Origin of the sequence: Ectopseudomonas composti (assembly GCF_900115475.1) — a bacterium.
Classification (GTDB): Bacteria; Pseudomonadota; Gammaproteobacteria; order Pseudomonadales; family Pseudomonadaceae; genus Aquipseudomonas; species Aquipseudomonas composti.
Genome location: NZ_FOWP01000003.1, coordinates 255,859 through 272,351 on the forward strand (window position 1 = coordinate 255,859; position 16,493 = coordinate 272,351).

Genomic DNA, 16,493 nt, shown 5'->3' on the forward strand with positions numbered 1-16,493 from the left:
TGCACACTGTCTAACCACAAGATGGAGTCCAGCATGGGATACCAAAAGATCCAGGTGCCAGCCACCGGTGACAAAATCACCGTCAATGCCGATATGTCACTGAGTGTTCCGAACAACCCGATCATCCCGTTCATCGAAGGTGACGGCATTGGTGTCGATATTTCCCCTGTGATGATCAAGGTCGTCGATGCGGCCGTCGAAAAAGCCTACGGCGGCGCTCGCAAGATCTCCTGGATGGAAGTTTACGCCGGCGAGAAAGCTACGCAGGTTTACGATCAGGACACCTGGTTGCCGAAAGAGACCCTCGAAGCCGTACGCGATTACGTGGTTTCGATCAAAGGTCCGCTGACCACGCCTGTTGGTGGCGGCATCCGCTCACTGAACGTGGCCCTGCGCCAGGAGCTCGACCTCTATGTCTGCCTGCGCCCGGTGCGCTGGTTCGAGGGCGTGCCCAGTCCTGTGAAGAAACCAGGCGACGTCGATATGGTGATCTTTCGCGAGAACTCCGAAGACATCTACGCCGGCGTCGAGTGGAAGGCCGGCAGCCCAGAAGCCGAGAAGGTCATCAAGTTCCTCACCGAGGAAATGGGCGTCAAGAAGATTCGCTTCACCGACATGTGCGGTATCGGCATCAAACCGGTTTCCGAGGCCGGTACCAAGCGCCTGGTGCGCAAGGCGTTGCAGTACGCCGTGGACAACGACCGCAGTTCGGTAACCCTGGTGCACAAAGGCAACATCATGAAGTTCACTGAAGGTGCCTTCAAGGAGTGGGGTTACGAGATCGCACGCGAGGAGTTCGGTGCCGAGCTGCTCGATGGCGGCCCGTGGATGCAGTTCAAGAACCCGCGCACGGGCAAGAACATCGTGGTCAAGGACGTGATTGCCGACGCCATGCTGCAGCAGATCCTGCTGCGCCCGGCCGAATATGACGTCATCGCCACGCTCAACCTCAATGGCGACTACCTGTCCGACGCCCTTGCAGCTGAGGTCGGTGGTATCGGTATCGCGCCGGGCGCCAACCTGTCCGATTCCGTAGCGATGTTCGAAGCAACTCACGGCACGGCGCCGAAATATGCCGGCCAGGACAAGGTCAACCCGGGCTCGGTCATTCTCTCTGCCGAGATGATGCTGCGTCACATGGGCTGGGCCGAAGCGGCTGATCTGATCATCAAGGGCACCAACGGCGCCATTGCCGCCAAGACCGTGACCTATGACTTCGAACGTCTGATGGAGGGCGCGAAGCTGATGTCGTGCTCCGAGTTTGGCGACGCGATGATCAACCATATGTGATCAGTTGGCTGATCCAGAGCGTGAAAAAAAGGCCGGTCACATGACCGGCCTTTTCATGGCGATTTGCCAGGATACTCAGGCTTCGACAGTGCTCGCGATAGCTTGCGCCTGGGGTAAGGCCGCAGGGGCCTCCTGATTGGCGGTCACCGCGCTGATATTGACGGCATGCAGCCCCTTGGGGCCTTGCACGATCTCGAAGCAGACCGGCTGGCCGGCCTTGAGCGTTTTATAACCTTCCATCTGGATGGCCGAGTAGTGGGCGAACAGGTCCTCATCTCGGCCATCGGCCAGGATGAACCCATAGCCTTTGGCGTTGTTGAACCACTTGACCTTACCGCTGAGCATGCTGATATCCCTCTGCAAAGGACTCCATCTCTGGAGTATCATCCACTTCGATTCCGCGCGATAACCAACCAGGCTGGGCGAAGGCGTGGAATCCCTGATACCCGCTTATGGGTATTCATTTGTTGTAACACCCTTTTGCCGTTAGTCAAGGCTATACGGCGGATGGCTGAGAACTCAGTCAAACTCCCTCTAGCATCCCCGTTCGCCCGGCCCTGAACCTCTGATTTCAGCATGCATGCAAGTAGCCAGATTCGACTAACATTCAATCAGGATCACCCGGCAGAGCACGAGGATGACTCCTCTGGTATTGCTGTTCAGGAATCCAAGCCAGCATTGCAGGCACCACCGATGTACAAGGTGGTCTTATTCAATGACGACTACACCCCGATGGATTTCGTCGTCGAAGTGCTCGAAACGTTTTTCGGCATGAACCGGGAGCTGGCAACCAAGATCATGCTGGCCGTCCATACAGAAGGGCGTGCGGTATGTGGTGTGTACACCCGCGATATTGCGGAGACCAAGGCAATGCAGGTCAACCAATACGCGCGAGAGAGCCAGCATCCGCTACTCTGTGAAATAGAGAAGGACGGTTAACGCCGGCCACTTGGGTATGAGGTGAAGCTATGTTGAATCGAGAGCTCGAAGTCACCCTCAATCTGGCTTTCAAGGAGGCCCGTGCCAAACGTCATGAGTTCATGACGGTCGAGCACCTGCTGCTCGCTTTGCTGGACAACGAAGCTGCGGCCAGCGTTTTAAGGGCTTGCGGGGCCAATCTCGACAAGCTGCGCCATGATTTGCAGGAGTTCATCGACTCCACCACGCCGCTGATTCCTCAGCACGATGAGGACCGCGAAACCCAGCCGACGCTGGGCTTCCAGCGTGTCCTGCAGCGTGCGGTATTCCACGTGCAGAGCTCCGGCAAGCGTGAAGTGACCGGCGCCAACGTACTGGTTGCGATCTTCAGCGAGCAGGAAAGCCAGGCGGTGTTCCTGCTCAAGCAGCAGAGCGTCGCCCGTATCGATGTCGTCAACTACATCGCCCATGGCATCTCCAAGGTGCCCGGACATGGCGATCACCAGGAAAGCGACCAGGACATGCAGGATGAGGAGGGCGGTGAATCGTCTGCCTCAAGCAATCCGCTCGATGCTTACGCGAGCAACCTCAATGAGCTGGCTCGTCAGGGGCGTATCGATCCGCTGGTCGGGCGCGAGCATGAGGTCGAGCGAGTTGCACAGATTCTCGCGCGCCGCCGCAAGAACAACCCGTTGCTGGTGGGTGAGGCCGGGGTAGGCAAGACCGCTATTGCAGAAGGTCTGGCCAAGCGCATCGTCGACGAGCAGGTGCCTGATCTGCTGGCCGATAGCGTGGTCTATTCGCTCGACCTTGGCGCATTGCTGGCTGGCACTAAATACCGTGGCGACTTCGAGAAGCGCTTCAAGGCGCTGCTCAACGAGCTGCGCAAGCGCCCGCACGCCATCCTCTTCATCGACGAGATCCACACCATCATCGGTGCGGGCGCGGCATCGGGCGGGGTCATGGATGCGTCCAATCTGCTCAAACCCGTATTGTCGTCTGGCGAGATTCGCTGCATCGGCTCCACTACCTTCCAGGAATTTCGCGGCATCTTCGAGAAGGATCGCGCGCTGGCGCGGCGCTTCCAGAAAGTCGACGTGGTCGAGCCTTCGGTGGAGGATACCGTCGGCATTCTCAAGGGGCTCAAGGCGCGCTTCGAGCAGCACCACCACATCGAGTACAGCGACGAGGCCCTGCGTGCAGCGGCCGAGTTAGCTGCGCGCTACATCAATGACCGGCACATGCCGGACAAGGCCATCGACGTGATCGACGAGGCAGGCGCCTACCAACGTCTGCAGCCGGAAGACAAGCGGGTGTCACGTATCGAGGTGGCTCAGGTCGAAGACATCGTCGCCAAGATCGCGCGGATTCCGCCAAAGCATGTGTCCAGCTCCGACAAGGAACTGCTGCGCAATCTGGAGCGTGACCTGAAGCTCACCGTCTTCGGTCAGGATGCCGCCATCGATTCGCTCTCGACCGCAATCAAGCTGTCGCGTGCCGGCCTCAAGGCGCCGGACAAGCCGGTCGGTTCCTTCCTGTTCGCCGGCCCCACAGGCGTGGGCAAGACCGAGGCTGCGAGGCAGTTGGCCAAGGCGATGGGTATCGAGCTGGTGCGTTTCGACATGTCCGAGTACATGGAGCGCCATACCGTGTCGCGTCTGATTGGTGCGCCGCCGGGTTACGTCGGTTTCGATCAGGGCGGCTTGCTGACCGAGGCGATCACCAAGCAGCCGCACTGCGTGCTGTTGCTCGATGAAATCGAGAAGGCGCATCCGGAAGTCTTCAACCTGCTGCTGCAGGTGATGGACCATGGCACGCTGACCGACAACAACGGGCGCAAGGCGGATTTCCGCAATGTCATCCTGATCATGACTACCAACGCTGGTGCCGAAACCGCCTCGCGTGCGTCGATCGGCTTCACTCATCAGGATCACTCCACCGATGCCATGGAAGTCATCAAGAAGAGCTTCACGCCGGAGTTCCGCAACCGCCTGGACACCATCATCCAGTTCGGCCGCCTGAGTCACGAAACCATCAAGAGCATCGTCGACAAGTTCCTCACCGAACTGCAGGCGCAGCTGGAAGACAAGCGTGTCACGCTGGAAGTCAGCGACGCGGCGCGCAGTTGGCTGGCCGAGCGCGGTTACGATGTGATGATGGGTGCGCGGCCGATGGCGCGCTTGATCCAGGACAAGATCAAGCGTCCGCTGGCAGAAGAAATCCTCTTCGGCGAGTTGGCCGAGCATGGCGGCGTGGTGCACGTCGACGTCAAGGATGGCGAGCCCAGCTTCGAGTTCGAGACGGCGGCGGAGGTCGCCTGATCGAATGGCCTCACGGACACTGAAAGCCTCGCTGGCTTTCAGTGAACCAACGAAAACGCCCGGCATATGCCGGGCGTTTTCGTTTGGTGCTTGGCTTAACGGGCGCGGTAGGTGATGCGGCCTTTGCTCAAGTCATAAGGCGTCAGTTCAACACGCACCTTGTCACCAGTGAGAATGCGAATGTAGTTCTTGCGCATCTTGCCAGAGATGTGCGCGGTAACGACGTGCCCGTTTTCCAACTCCACGCGGAACATGGTGTTGGGCAGGGTGTCGACGACAGTGCCTTCCATTTCGAAGCTGTCTTCTTTCGACATGCAGTAAAGCCCTCGGTATCCAGGAAATGGCCCGGTGCAACTGGCGCCAGGCAAAAGCGGCGTGCATTGTGCCCGAAAACAGGGGGCTGCGCCAAGGGGCTTGGATTGTCGAGCGTGTTGAATGGTTGGCCAGGCGGCTAGGTAAGCATTGTCCAGCGCTGGTTGACGAAGAGTTCGATCGGGCGGTACTGGGTCTTGTAGTTCATCTTGCGGCAGTTCTTGATCCAGTAGCCGAGATAGACGGCCTCCAGCCCCAGGCGTTCGGTTTCACCGATTTGCCAGAGGATGGCGAAGCGGCCAAGGCTGCGGCGCTCTTCGGCTGGGTCGTAGAACGTGTAAACAGCCGAAAGGCCATTCGGCAGAGCGTCGGTGACGGCGATGGCAACCAGTCTGCCCTGCAGGCGGAACTCATAGAAGTGTGAAAATGGCAGATCGCGCACCAGAAAGGTCGAGAACTGGTCACGACTCGGCGGGTACATGTCGCCGTCGGCGTGGCGCAGCTCGATGTAGCGCACATAGAGCGCGTAATACTCTTCGGTAAATGTCGGGCGTACGCAGCGAACGACGATATCTTCATTGCGTTTGAGGATGCGCCGCTGCTGGCGGCTCGGGGTGAAGCGCGCTGCCGGGATACGTGCGGGGATGCAGGCAGTGCACTGCTGGCAATGCGGGCGATAGAGGTGATCGCCGCTACGGCGGAAGCCCAGCTCCGACAGTTCGGCATAGACCAGCACGTCCATGGGCTGGCTGGGGTCGAGAAACAGGGTGGTGGCCTGCTCTTCCGGCAGATAGCTGCATGGATGGGGTTGAGTGGCGTAGAACTTCAGGCGGGCCAGCTCGGTCATGGCGTCGTCTCGCAAAGGCCTGACTAAGAGTGTAAGCCAGGCTTGGCCGCTCGACTAGGCGAGCCAATCCGCTGTGGTTGGCAGATCGAGATGGCGCTGCAAGTACTCGGCGAATGTGGCGCGCGGAATGGATCTGGCGCCGAAACTGTGCAGGTGCTGTGTGGGCATCTGGCAGTCGATGAGCACGAAGCCCCATTGCTGTAGCTTGCTGACCAGCGTGGCGAAACCAACCTTGGAGGCATTGTCGGCGCGGCTGAACATGGATTCGCCAAAGAACAGCTGGCCCATGGCCAGGCCATAAAGCCCGCCAACCAGCTCACCGTCACTCCAGACTTCCACGGAGTGGGCGATGGCGCGCTGGTGCAGTTGCAGGTAGGCGTCCTGCATGCCGCGGGTGATCCAGGTGCCATCGGCGTAGGCGCGCGGCTCGGCGCAAGCTTTTATCACAGCCGCAAAATCCTGGTCGAAGGTGACGCTGTAGCGATTTTGTCTCAGTAGCTTGGCCAGGCTGCGAGAAACGTGCAGCTCCTCGGGGAGCAGCACCGTGCGCGGATCGGGTGACCACCAGAGGATCGGTTGGCCATCGTCGAACCAGGGGAAGCAGCCGTGGCGGTAGGCGCTGATCAGTCGGTCGGCACTTAGGTCGCCGCCGGCGGCGAGCAGGCCATTGGGTTCGCGCATGGCTTTTGCCAGTGGCGGGAACTGCAGTGAGTCACGTTGCAGCCAGGTCAGCATGTGCGCTTGTCCAGCGGAGGAGGGGAGGGCGAGCGATGGCGCTCGCCCTTTTGCCATCAGTTACCGTCGAGGAATTTCTCGACATCCAGTGCTGCCATGCAGCCAGCGCCGGCCGAGGTGATGGCCTGGCGGTAGACGTGATCGGCCACGTCGCCAGCGGCGAATACACCCTCGATGCTGGTGGCTGTGGCATTGCCTTCGCTGCCGCCTTTGATCTTCAGGTAGCCGTCATGCATGTCCAGCTGGCCGACGAACAGCTCGGTATTGGGCTTGTGGCCGATGGCGATGAACACGCCGGCCAGTGCCAGTTCTTTGCTGCTGCCATCGGCGGTGCTTTTCAGGCGTACGCCGGTCACGCCGGTCTGGTCGCCCAGTACTTCGTCCAGAGTGTGGTTCCAGTGCAGGCGCATGTTGCCGTTCTCGACCTTGTCGAACAGCTTGTCCTGCAGGATCTTCTCTGAGCGCAGTTTGTCGCGACGGTGCACCAGGTGCACTTCCTTGGCGATATTGGACAGGTACAGCGCTTCTTCCACGGCGGTGTTGCCGCCACCGATCACAGCGACCACCTGGTTGCGGTAGAAGAAACCGTCGCAGGTCGCGCAGGCGGAAACGCCCTTGCCGGCAAATGCTTCTTCTGACGGCAGTCCCAGGTACTGGGCGCTGGCGCCAGTGGCGATAATCAGTGCGTCACAGCTGTAAGTGCCGCTGTCGCCCTTGAGGACGAAGGGACGGTTCTGCAACTCGGCGGTGTGGATGTGGTCGTAAACGATCTCGGTGTCGAAACGCTCGGCGTGCTTTTGCATGCGTTCCATCAGCGCCGGGCCGGTGAGGCCTTCGACGTCACCCGGCCAGTTGTCCACTTCGGTGGTGGTGGTGAGCTGACCGCCAGGCTGGATGCCGGTAATGACCACGGGCTTGAGGTTGGCACGCGCGGCATAAACGGCGGCGCTGTAACCGGCAGGGCCGGAACCCAGGATGATCAGGCGGGAATGCTTGACTTCGCTCATAAAAAACCCCCATAAGCCTTTGTCACAAAAGAGAATGCGTGCTCCAATTGAGCCGCATGGAAGCTGCTGGCGGCTATGCTACACCGAAGCGGGGTGGGTGCGGGAGCTTGGCAATTGGCCTCGGCGTCAGGCTGGCTCTACAATATGCCGCTTCTGCGGTTAACCATCAGATGGACGCGCCAAGGGCGCAGGAAATGGCTGTTTTGAAGAATTCCACCACCCAGATTATCGACTGGCGTCAGAAGCTTCAGTATCGACTGAAGGAAGGCGCATTGATCGCCCTGGGCGCGATGTGCCTGTACCTGCTGATGGCACTGTTGACCTATAACGTCGCTGATCCGGCGTGGGATAACAGTGTGCAGGTCGAGCGCATCATCAACGCCGGCGGCAGTATTGGCGCCTGGCTCTCCAGTGCGCTGTTCGGCGCGCTGGGCTACTTCGCCTATATATTCCCGCTTCTGCTGGCGGCCAAGACCTGGCAGGTATTCCGCACCCGTAATCAGCCCTGGCACTGGAATGGTTGGCTGTTTTCCTGGCACAGCATCGGCCTGGTTTTCCTGATTCTTTCCGGCGCTGCGCTGGGCGATATTCACTTCGCTGCGGCCTCCGGCATGCAGGGCTCCGGTGGCGGCATGCTCGGTGCCAGCCTCGGCGATCTGGCCGTACATGCGCTGAACGTGCAAGGCAGCACACTGGTATTCCTGGCGCTGTTTCTGTTCGGCTTGACCGTTTTCACCGATCTGTCCTGGTTCCGCGTGATGGACCTGACCGGCAAGATCACCCTTGATCTGATCGAACTGATTCACGGCGCCATCACCGGCTGGTGGAACGCACGCAGTGAGCGCAAGCAGATGAAGATTCAACTGCGCGAGCTAGACGAGCGGGTCACCGAGGTGGCTGCGCCGGTGGTGTCGGACCGCCGCGAACAGGCCAAGGTCAAGGAGCGCCTGCTCGAGCGTGAAGAGTCGCTGAGCAAGCACATGAGCGAGCGTGAGAAGCGCCCCGCGCCGGTAATCGCGCCGCCACCCGTGGCCAAGGCGCCAGAGCCAAGCAAACGTGTGCAGAAGGAAAAGCAGGCGCCCCTGTTCGTCGACAGCGCGGTGGAAGGTACCTTGCCGCCGATTTCCCTGCTCGACCCAGCGGAAGCCAAGAAGGTCGAGTATTCGCCTGAGTCGCTCAAAGGCGTCGGCCACCTGCTGGAAATCAAACTCAAGGAATTCGGCGTCGAGGTCGCGGTAGATTCGATCCATCCAGGCCCGGTGATCACGCGCTACGAAATTCAGCCGGCCGCTGGCGTCAAGGTCAGTCGCATCGCCAACCTGGCCAAGGACCTGGCGCGTTCGCTGGCTGTGACCAGTGTGCGTGTCGTCGAGGTCATCCCCGGCAAGACCACCGTCGGTATCGAGATTCCCAACGAGAATCGCCAGATCGTACGTTTTTCCGAAGTGCTGTCGACCCCCGAATACGATGATGCCAAGTCGCCGGTCACCCTGGCACTGGGGCACGACATCGGTGGCAAGCCGGTCATCACCGATCTGGCCAGGATGCCGCACTTGCTGGTGGCTGGTACCACCGGTTCCGGTAAGTCGGTGGGCGTGAACGCGATGATTCTGTCGATTCTGTTCAAGTCGAGCCCGGAAGACGCCAAGCTGATCATGATCGACCCGAAAATGCTGGAGTTGTCGATCTACGAAGGCATCCCGCACCTGCTTTGCCCGGTCGTCACCGACATGAAGGAGGCGGCCAACGCCTTGCGTTGGAGCGTTGCCGAAATGGAGCGCCGCTACAAACTGATGTCGAAGATGGGCGTGCGTAACCTGGCCGGCTTCAATCGCAAGGTCAAGGACGCTATCGAAGCTGGCGAGCCATTGGCTGACCCGCTGTTTCGCCGTGAAAACATGGAGGACGAGGCGCCGCTGCTCAAACCACTGCCTACCATCGTCGTCGTGGTCGACGAATTCGCTGACATGATGATGATCGTCGGCAAGAAGGTCGAAGAACTGATCGCACGTATCGCCCAGAAGGCGCGTGCGGCTGGCATTCACCTGATTCTCGCCACTCAGCGCCCCTCGGTGGATGTGATCACCGGCCTGATCAAGGCCAACATCCCGACCCGTATGGCGTTCCAGGTATCGAGCAAGATCGACTCGCGCACCATCATCGACCAGGGTGGCGCCGAGCAGTTGCTGGGGCACGGTGACATGCTCTACATGCCGCCCGGCACCAGCTTGCCCATTCGTGTTCACGGCGCCTTCGTCTCGGACGATGAGGTGCATCGCGTGGTCGAAGCCTGGAAGCTGCGTGGCGCGCCGGATTACAACGAAGACATCCTCGCCGGCGCCGAAGAGGGCGGCAGCGGCTTCGAAGGCAGCAGCGGCGGTGAAGGTGGCGAGGGCAGCGAGGAAGACCCGCTGTACGACGAGGCTGTCAACTTCGTGCTGGAAAGCCGTCGCGCGTCGATTTCCGCGGTGCAGCGCAAGCTGAAGATTGGCTACAACCGCGCTGCGCGAATGATCGAGGCAATGGAAATGGCCGGTGTGGTCAGCTCGATGAATACCAACGGCTCACGCGAAGTGCTGGCACCCGGTTCCGCTCGCGACTGAATGTGTCTACGCGCGGACAATGCGCTGAATCAGCGGTCTACAGAATTTCACGGCAGCCAAGTGCTGCCGAGCAACGCGAGGTGCGGAGTCGCCTCGCCACTCTCATACGGATTCAAGGGGTTTATATGCGTGTTATTCGCCTGCTGATGCTGGCTGCTCTGAGCTTTACCCTGCTGACCGCCCAGGCTGATGAAGAGGCGGCCACCAAGCGTCTGAGCGAGCTGCTCAGCCAGGCACAGACCATCAGTGCGCGCTTTTCTCAGTTGACCCTCGACGCCAGCGGCACCCAGCTGCAGGAAACTGCCGGGGAACTGCTGCTCAAGCGTCCGGGCATGTTCCGCTGGCACACCGACCAGCCGATGGAGCAATTGCTGGTGTCCAACGGCGAGAAAGTCTGGCTGTACGACCCGGATCTCGAGCAGGTCACCATCCAGACCCTCGATCAGCGCCTGACTCACACACCGGCGCTTTTGCTGTCCGGTGACGTGTCGCAGATTCGCGAGAACTTCGAGATCGACTACAAGGAAGGCGGTAGCGTGGTCGACTTCATTCTCAAGCCCAAGGCCAAGGACAGCCTGTTCGATAGCCTGCGCCTGTCGTTCCGCAACCGTGTGCTCAACGACATGCAGTTGATCGACAGCATCGGCCAGCGCACCAATATCCTGTTCCTCAATGTGAAGATGAACGAGCCGGTCGATAACGGCCAGTTCACCTTCGACATTCCTGAAGGCGCGGACGTCATCCAGGAGTAACGCGTGGATCTGTTTGGCCGCCAACCCGTCGCGCAGCCTCTGGCTGCGCGTTTGCGTGCAACCAGTCTGGACGAATACGTCGGGCAGGAGCATGTACTGGCGCCGGGCAAGCCGCTGCGTGAGGCGCTGGAGCAGGGCGCTTTGCACTCGATGATCTTCTGGGGGCCGCCCGGCGTGGGTAAAACCACCCTGGCACGGCTGCTGGCCAAGGTTACCGACGCGCATTTCGAAACCATTTCCGCGGTGCTCTCCGGGGTCAAGGAGATCCGCCAGGCCGTCGAGGTGGCTCAGCAACATGCTGCGCAATACGGTCGCCGTACTATCCTCTTCGTCGACGAAGTGCACCGCTTCAACAAGAGCCAGCAGGACGCCTTCCTGCCCTATGTGGAAGACGGCACGCTGATCTTCATCGGCGCTACCACCGAGAATCCCTCGTTCGAGCTGAACAATGCGCTGCTATCGCGTGCGCGCGTCTACGTGCTCAAGAGCCTCGACGAGGCAGCGATGCGCAAGTTGGTCCAGCGTGCGCTAACCGATCCGAAAGGCCTGGGCGAACGCCGCCTCAGCCTGCCGGACGAGGCCTTTCAGATTCTTCTGGCTGCAGCCGATGGCGATGGCCGTCGCCTGCTCAACTTTCTCGAGAATGCCGCCGACCTGGCCGAGGACGATGGCGAGCTCGGCGTGGAGTTGCTGCAGAATTTGCTGGGTGATAGCCGGCGGCGCTTCGACAAGGGCGGCGAAGCCTTCTACGACCAGATATCCGCGCTGCACAAGTCGGTGCGCGGCTCCAGCCCGGACGGTGCACTGTACTGGTACGCGCGCATGCTCGATGGCGGCTGCGACCCGCTGTATATCGCCCGGCGCGTGGTGCGCATGGCCAGCGAGGACATCGGCAACGCCGACCCGCGCGCCTTGACCCTGTGCCTCAATGCCTGGGACGTGCAGGAGCGTCTGGGTAGCCCGGAAGGCGAGTTGGCTGTGGCGCAGGCCATCGTCTACCTCGCTTGCGCACCGAAGAGCAACGCGGTGTACACGGCTTTCAAGACCGCCATGCGCGATGCCGCTGAGCAGGGCTCGCAGGAAGTGCCGCTGCACCTGCGCAATGCGCCGACCAAGCTGATGAAGCAGCTCGGTTATGGCGATGAATACCGTTACGCCCACGACGAACCCGATGCCTATGCGGCGGGTGAGGATTATTTCCCCGAAAACCTGCAGCCGCGTCAGTATTACGATCCAGTGCCGCGTGGCCTCGAGCTGAAAATCCGCGACAAGCTGCAGCACCTGCGTCAGCTCGACGCCAGTAGCTCCAGGCAAAGGAGAAAGCCATGATTCGTGTAGCGCTCGCTGTCGCCGTAGGGGGCGCGGCTGGTTCGGTTATGCGCTTTCTGGTTGCCAGCTGGGTAGCCGGTAACTGGCCTCGGCATTTCTACTTGGGCACCTTTGCGGTAAACGTCATCGGTTGCCTGCTGATTGGTCTGCTGTCAGGTCTGTTCCTGACCCGTACCGACCTGCCGCTGGAGCTGCGTACCGGGCTGATTACCGGCGTTCTGGGCGGCTTCACCACCTTTTCGTCTTTCAGTCTGGAAATCATGAAACTGATGGAGGGCGGTCGCGCTCCCGAGGCCTTCGGTTACCTGGCATTCAGTATCATTGGTGGCCTGCTGGCTGCATGGGCCGGTCTGAGCCTGGCTCGATTGGCATCCTGACCCGCTAAAGCTTTACACTCGGCAACCAGCGTCACGCTGGTGGCCGCAATCTTTTTTAGTCGATGTATTGAGACCCGAACATGCTCGATTCCAAACTTGTCCGCACGCAACTCACCGAAATTGCCGAGCGCCTCGCCACCCGTGGCTTCGCCCTCGACGTCGCCCGCTTCGAGGCCCTGGAGAGTCAGCGCAAGTCAGTACAGGTGCGCACCGAGCAACTGCAGGCCGAGCGCAACAGCCGTTCCAAATCCATCGGCCAGGCCAAGGCGCGTGGCGAAGACATCGCGCCGCTGCTGGCGGAAGTCGACCAGATGGGCAGCGACCTGGAGGCCGGCAAGCGTGAGCTGGACGCCATCCAGAGCGAGCTGGACAACCTGCTGCTGAACATTCCCAACCTGCCGCACGAGTCCGTGCCGGTCGGTGCCGATGAAGACGGCAACGTCGAGGTTGCGCGCTGGGGTACGCCGCGCAGCTTCGATTTCGAGGTCAAGGATCACGTCGCCCTCGGCGAGCAACACGGCTGGCTGGACTTCGAGACCGCTGCCAAGCTCTCCGGCGCGCGTTTCGCTTTGCTGCGCGGGCCCATCGCGCGCCTGCATCGCGCCCTGGCGCAGTTCATGATCAACTTGCACACCGGCGAGCATGGTTACGAAGAAGCCTACACCCCGTACCTGGTACAGGCGCCGGCGCTGCAAGGCACCGGTCAGTTGCCGAAGTTCGAGGAAGACTTGTTCAAGATCGTCCGTGAAGACCAGGCCGATCTGTACCTGATCCCGACCGCCGAGGTGTCGCTGACCAATATCGTCGCCGGCGAGATTCTTGATGCTAGACAGCTGCCACTGAAGTTCGTCGCCCACACGCCATGCTTCCGCAGCGAGGCGGGCGCTTCGGGCCGTGATACACGCGGGATGATCCGCCAGCACCAGTTCGACAAGGTCGAGATGGTGCAGATCGTCGAGCCGTCCAAGTCCTTCGAGGCGCTGGAAGGCATGACCGCCAACGCCGAGCGTGTGCTGCAACTGCTGGAGCTGCCGTATCGCAAGCTGGCCCTGTGCACCGGTGATATGGGCTTCTCTGCGGTGAAGACCTATGACCTGGAAGTCTGGGTGCCGAGCCAGGACAAGTACCGCGAGATTTCGTCCTGCTCTAACTGCGGCGACTTCCAGGCGCGCCGCATGCAGGCACGCTATCGCAACCCGGAAACCAACAAGCCAGAGCTGCTGCATACGCTCAACGGTTCCGGTCTGGCGGTTGGTCGCACCCTGGTGGCGGTACTGGAGAACTACCAGCAGGCCGACGGCAGCATTCGTGTGCCCGAGGTTCTGAAGCCCTACATGGGCGGCATTGAAGCGATCGGCTAAGCCGGTGTAAGCGGGGTAGTGCGGCTACCCCGGTTATATAGCGCGCCTGACGATGGGCGCTGTGCGCACCAAGGCCTTTCAGCGTAGTTCGGTGCGCATGGCGCCCCCTACGAACCCGTCGTTCGCCTTCCTACCTCATTCGAGGCTGACTTATGCAATTCCTTCCGCTGTTCCACAAGCTGCAGGATCGCCCGGTACTGGTGATCGGCGGTGGTGAGGTTGCGCTGCGCAAGGCGCGCCTGTTGAGCGATGCCGGTGCTCGCCTGCGTGTGGTCGCCCCGGAGATCCGTAGCGAGTTGCAGGCGCTGGCCGGCGCTGATGGCATGTTCCAGCGCGGCTATGCAAGCAGTGATCTGCAGGGCGTAGCCCTGGTCATCGCCGCCACCGATGACGTCCCCCTAAATGCGCAGATTTCAGCTGACGCCCAGGCGCTGGGCATTCCCGTCAACGTGGTGGATGCGCCGGCGCTGTGCAGCGTGATTTTCCCCGCCATCGTCGATCGCTCGCCGCTGATCGTTGCGGTCAGCAGTGGCGGTGATGCTCCGGTGCTGGCACGGCTGATCCGCGCCAAGATCGAGACCTGGATTCCGGCCACCTACGGCCAACTGGCCAACCTGGGCAAGCGTTTCCGTGAGCGGGTCAAGCAGCTGTTTCCGGACGTGCAGCAGCGCCGTGTGTTCTGGGAGGACGTCTTTCAGGGGCAAATCGCCGAGAGCGTTTTTGCCGGCAAGCCGGAAGAGGCCGAGCGCCTGCTGGAAGCGCGTGTGGCCGGCGCTACGCCGCGCGCACTGGGCGAGGTGTACCTGGTCGGTGCCGGGCCGGGCGATCCCGATCTGCTGACCTTCCGCGCCTTGCGCCTGATGCAACAAGCCGACGTCGTGCTGTACGACCGCCTGGTGGCGCCCGCCATCATCGAGTTGTGCCGGCGTGATGCCGAGCGTATCTATGTCGGCAAACGCCGCGCTGATCACGCCGTGCCGCAGGAGCAGATCAACCAGTTGCTGATCGACCTGGCTCGTCAGGGCAAGCGCGTGCTGCGTCTTAAAGGTGGGGATCCGTTCATCTTCGGTCGCGGCGGTGAGGAGATCGAGCAACTGGCGGCAGAAGATATTCCCTTCCAGGTGGTACCGGGCATCACCGCTGCCTCAGGTTGCGCGGCCTATGCCGGCATCCCGTTGACTCACCGCGACCATGCGCAGTCGGTGCGCTTCGTCACCGGGCACCTCAAGGATGGCAGCAGCGACCTGCCGTGGAAGGATCTGGTCGCGCCAGGGCAAACCCTGGTGTTCTACATGGGGCTGGTAGGGCTGCCGGGTATCTGCGAACAGTTGATCGCTCACGGCCGTTCGGGCGCGACGCCTGCGGCATTGGTGCAGCAGGGCACCACGCAGAATCAGCGTGTCTTCACCGGTACCCTGGAGACCTTGCCGCAACTGGTGGCCGAGCACGAAGTGCACGCGCCCACCCTGGTGATTGTCGGGGAAGTGGTCACCCTGCGTGACAAGCTGGCCTGGTTCGAAGGCGCTCAGAACAGCATCTGACGCTTTTGATGACTGAAGCCTCATTGTCGAGGCTTCAGTCACTCTCCGCTGTCACTTCTAACGTTGAAACACGCCTTTGCCCGGCAGGTGCTGGCGATCATGCGCGTGGGTGAAATCCTGCAGTGGCCCTTTGGGGATCACGCCGGTCGGGTTGATGGTGGCGTGGCTGGCGTAATAGTGCGATTTGATGTGAGTGAAATCCACCGTCTCGGCGATGCCCGGCCACTGATACAGTTCGCGCAGCCAGTTGGACAGGTTCGGGTAATCCTCGATGCGCCGCAGATTGCATTTGAAATGCCCGTGATAGACGGCATCGAAGCGGATCAGCGTGGTGAACAGGCGAATGTCTGCCTCGGTCAGGTATTCGCCGACCAGGTAGCGGTTTTCGTCCAGTAGCGTTTCCAGTTCATCGAGCATGGCGAACAGCTCGTCGAAAGCCTCTTCGTAGGCCTCCTGCGTAGTGGCGAAGCCTGCGCGGTAAACGCCGTTGTTCACTGCCGGGTAGATGCGCTCATTGAGCTGGTCGATACGCTCGCGTAGCGGCTCGGGGTAGAAGTCCAGGCCGTTGCCGGTCAGGCCGTCGAAGGCGCTGTTGAACATGCGGATGATTTCCGCCGACTCGTTGCTGACGATGCCACTGGTTTGCTTGTCCCACAGCACGGGCACGGTGACGCGGCCGGTGTACTGACGGTCATCGGCGGTGTAGCGCTGATACATGTGGCTCAGGTTATCCAGGTGATCACCGCTGGAGCCGAAGTTGCGGTCGAAGGTCCAGCCTTGTTCGCGCATCAACCAGCTCACCACTGATACATCGATCAGCGACTCGAGGCCTTTGAGTTTGCGCAGGATCAGCGTGCGATGAGCCCATGGGCAGGCCAGGGACACATAGAGGTGATAACGCCCGGATTCAGCCTTGAAACCACCATCACCACTTGGCCCGGCGCTACCGTCTGCGGTTACCCAGTTGCGGCGTTGTGCACTTTCGCGCTCGAAGCGGCCACTGTTGCCGGTGTCGTACCACTGGTCATGCCAGCGTCCATCGATCAACAAGCCCATAACGCGTGCCTCCGTCTTGAATGAACCTGGAGTCTAACGTTATG

15 protein-coding genes are annotated in these 16,493 nt (G+C 60.9%); 9 read left to right on the plus strand and 6 right to left on the minus strand.

The genetic code is table 11. The annotated features are described in order from the left end of the window. Nucleotides 1-33 precede the first annotated feature (33 nt). Nucleotides 34-1,290, plus strand: coding sequence for an NADP-dependent isocitrate dehydrogenase (icd, locus tag BM059_RS07370; protein WP_036999450.1), 1,257 nt, complete (start codon nt 34-36; stop codon nt 1,288-1,290). Nucleotides 1,291-1,365: 75 nt separating this feature from the next. On the opposite strand, the gene cspD is transcribed toward icd, so the two are convergent. After that, nucleotides 1,366-1,635, minus strand: coding sequence for a cold shock domain-containing protein CspD (gene cspD / locus BM059_RS07375; RefSeq protein WP_036999451.1), 270 nt, complete (start codon nt 1,633-1,635; stop codon nt 1,366-1,368). Between the two features lie 231 nt (nt 1,636-1,866). Here cspD and clpS point away from each other — a divergent pair, with 231 nt between their 5' ends. Both clpS and clpA read left to right on the plus strand, forming a co-directional pair. Then, on the plus strand, nt 1,867-2,229 hold the full coding sequence (gene clpS / locus BM059_RS07380; RefSeq protein WP_003460431.1) for an ATP-dependent Clp protease adapter ClpS: 363 nt from the start codon (nt 1,867-1,869) through the stop codon (nt 2,227-2,229). A 29-nt stretch (nt 2,230-2,258) separates the two neighbouring features. Further along, complete coding sequence (gene clpA, locus BM059_RS07385; RefSeq protein ID WP_036999452.1) at nt 2,259-4,529, plus strand: ATP-dependent Clp protease ATP-binding subunit ClpA; 2,271 nt, start codon at nt 2,259-2,261, stop codon at nt 4,527-4,529. A gap of 95 nt (nt 4,530-4,624) precedes the next feature. Here clpA and infA read toward each other — a convergent pair whose 3' ends face one another. The 4 genes from infA to trxB form a co-directional block, all read right to left on the minus strand. Then, nucleotides 4,625-4,843, minus strand: coding sequence for a translation initiation factor IF-1 (gene infA / locus BM059_RS07390; RefSeq protein ID WP_002553999.1), 219 nt, complete (start codon nt 4,841-4,843; stop codon nt 4,625-4,627). A 137-nt stretch (nt 4,844-4,980) separates the two neighbouring features. Next, a complete protein-coding gene (locus tag BM059_RS07395) occupies nt 4,981-5,688 on the minus strand; it encodes an arginyltransferase (RefSeq protein ID WP_074937707.1) in 708 nt (235 codons plus the stop codon). Between the two features lie 54 nt (nt 5,689-5,742). After that, on the minus strand, nt 5,743-6,423 hold the full coding sequence (aat, locus tag BM059_RS07400; protein WP_074937708.1) for a leucyl/phenylalanyl-tRNA--protein transferase: 681 nt from the start codon (nt 6,421-6,423) through the stop codon (nt 5,743-5,745). 56 nt (nt 6,424-6,479) lie between these two features. Continuing rightward, the gene (trxB, locus tag BM059_RS07405; protein WP_074937710.1) at nt 6,480-7,430 is read right to left on the minus strand and encodes a thioredoxin-disulfide reductase; all 951 of its coding nucleotides are present in this window, start codon (nt 7,428-7,430) and stop codon (nt 6,480-6,482) included. A 194-nt stretch (nt 7,431-7,624) separates the two neighbouring features. On the opposite strand from trxB, the gene BM059_RS07410 reads away from it, so the two are divergent. The 6 genes from BM059_RS07410 to cysG all read left to right on the plus strand — a co-directional run bounded on the left by BM059_RS07410 (nt 7,625) and on the right by cysG (nt 15,393). After that, complete coding sequence (locus tag BM059_RS07410; RefSeq protein ID WP_394327996.1) at nt 7,625-10,033, plus strand: DNA translocase FtsK; 2,409 nt, start codon at nt 7,625-7,627, stop codon at nt 10,031-10,033. A 125-nt stretch (nt 10,034-10,158) separates the two neighbouring features. After that, a complete protein-coding gene (lolA, locus tag BM059_RS07415) occupies nt 10,159-10,785 on the plus strand; it encodes an outer membrane lipoprotein periplasmic chaperone LolA (protein ID WP_074937713.1) in 627 nt (208 codons plus the stop codon). A 3-nt stretch (nt 10,786-10,788) separates the two neighbouring features. Continuing rightward, nucleotides 10,789-12,114, plus strand: a complete 1,326-nt coding sequence (locus BM059_RS07420) for a replication-associated recombination protein A (RefSeq protein ID WP_074937715.1) — start codon at nt 10,789-10,791, stop codon at nt 12,112-12,114. Then, nucleotides 12,111-12,491, plus strand: coding sequence for a fluoride efflux transporter CrcB (gene crcB, locus BM059_RS07425; RefSeq protein WP_074937717.1), 381 nt, complete (start codon nt 12,111-12,113; stop codon nt 12,489-12,491). Before BM059_RS07420 ends, crcB begins: the two co-directional genes overlap by 4 nt. An 80-nt stretch (nt 12,492-12,571) precedes the next feature. Continuing rightward, complete coding sequence (gene serS / locus BM059_RS07430; protein ID WP_074937718.1) at nt 12,572-13,852, plus strand: serine--tRNA ligase; 1,281 nt, start codon at nt 12,572-12,574, stop codon at nt 13,850-13,852. 152 nt (nt 13,853-14,004) lie between these two features. Beyond that, the gene (cysG, locus tag BM059_RS07435; protein ID WP_074937720.1) at nt 14,005-15,393 is read left to right on the plus strand and encodes a siroheme synthase CysG; all 1,389 of its coding nucleotides are present in this window, start codon (nt 14,005-14,007) and stop codon (nt 15,391-15,393) included. Between the two features lie 57 nt (nt 15,394-15,450). Here cysG and BM059_RS07440 read toward each other — a convergent pair whose 3' ends face one another. Continuing rightward, nucleotides 15,451-16,449, minus strand: coding sequence for a glutathione S-transferase family protein (locus BM059_RS07440; RefSeq protein WP_074937722.1), 999 nt, complete (start codon nt 16,447-16,449; stop codon nt 15,451-15,453). Nucleotides 16,450-16,493 lie beyond the last annotated feature (44 nt).